The organism is Pseudomonas sp. FFUP_PS_473 (genome assembly GCF_002858665.1).
Lineage (GTDB): Bacteria > Pseudomonadota > Gammaproteobacteria > Pseudomonadales > Pseudomonadaceae > Aquipseudomonas > Aquipseudomonas defluvii.
In genome coordinates this window covers 1-228 of the sequence record NZ_PJQQ01000135.1, presented here as the reverse complement: position 1 = coordinate 228, position 228 = coordinate 1, and the positions used below count along the sequence as shown (strand labels likewise).

The following is a 228-nucleotide window of genomic DNA, read 5'->3' as shown; positions in this document are numbered from 1 at the left end:
CTCATAGCTCAGCTGGATAGAGTACTCGGCTACGAACCGAGCGGTCGGAGGTTCGAATCCTCCTGAGTGCACCATATTCAGAAATCGACTTCGGTCAATGAAGCGGTTTCGGTCTAAAGCCAGTGGTGATCTGGTCTAAAAATACCGACCCGCACTCATAGCTCAGCTGGATAGAGTACTCGGCTACGAACCGAGCGGTCGGAGGTTCGAATCCTCCTGAGTGCACCA

Annotated in this window: 1 tRNA gene; it reads left to right on the top strand. The window is 53.1% G+C overall.

Features of this window, described 5'->3' with window-relative positions:
- The first annotated feature begins 151 nt into the window (after positions 1-151).
- Positions 152-228, top strand: a tRNA-Arg gene (locus CYD26_RS24910).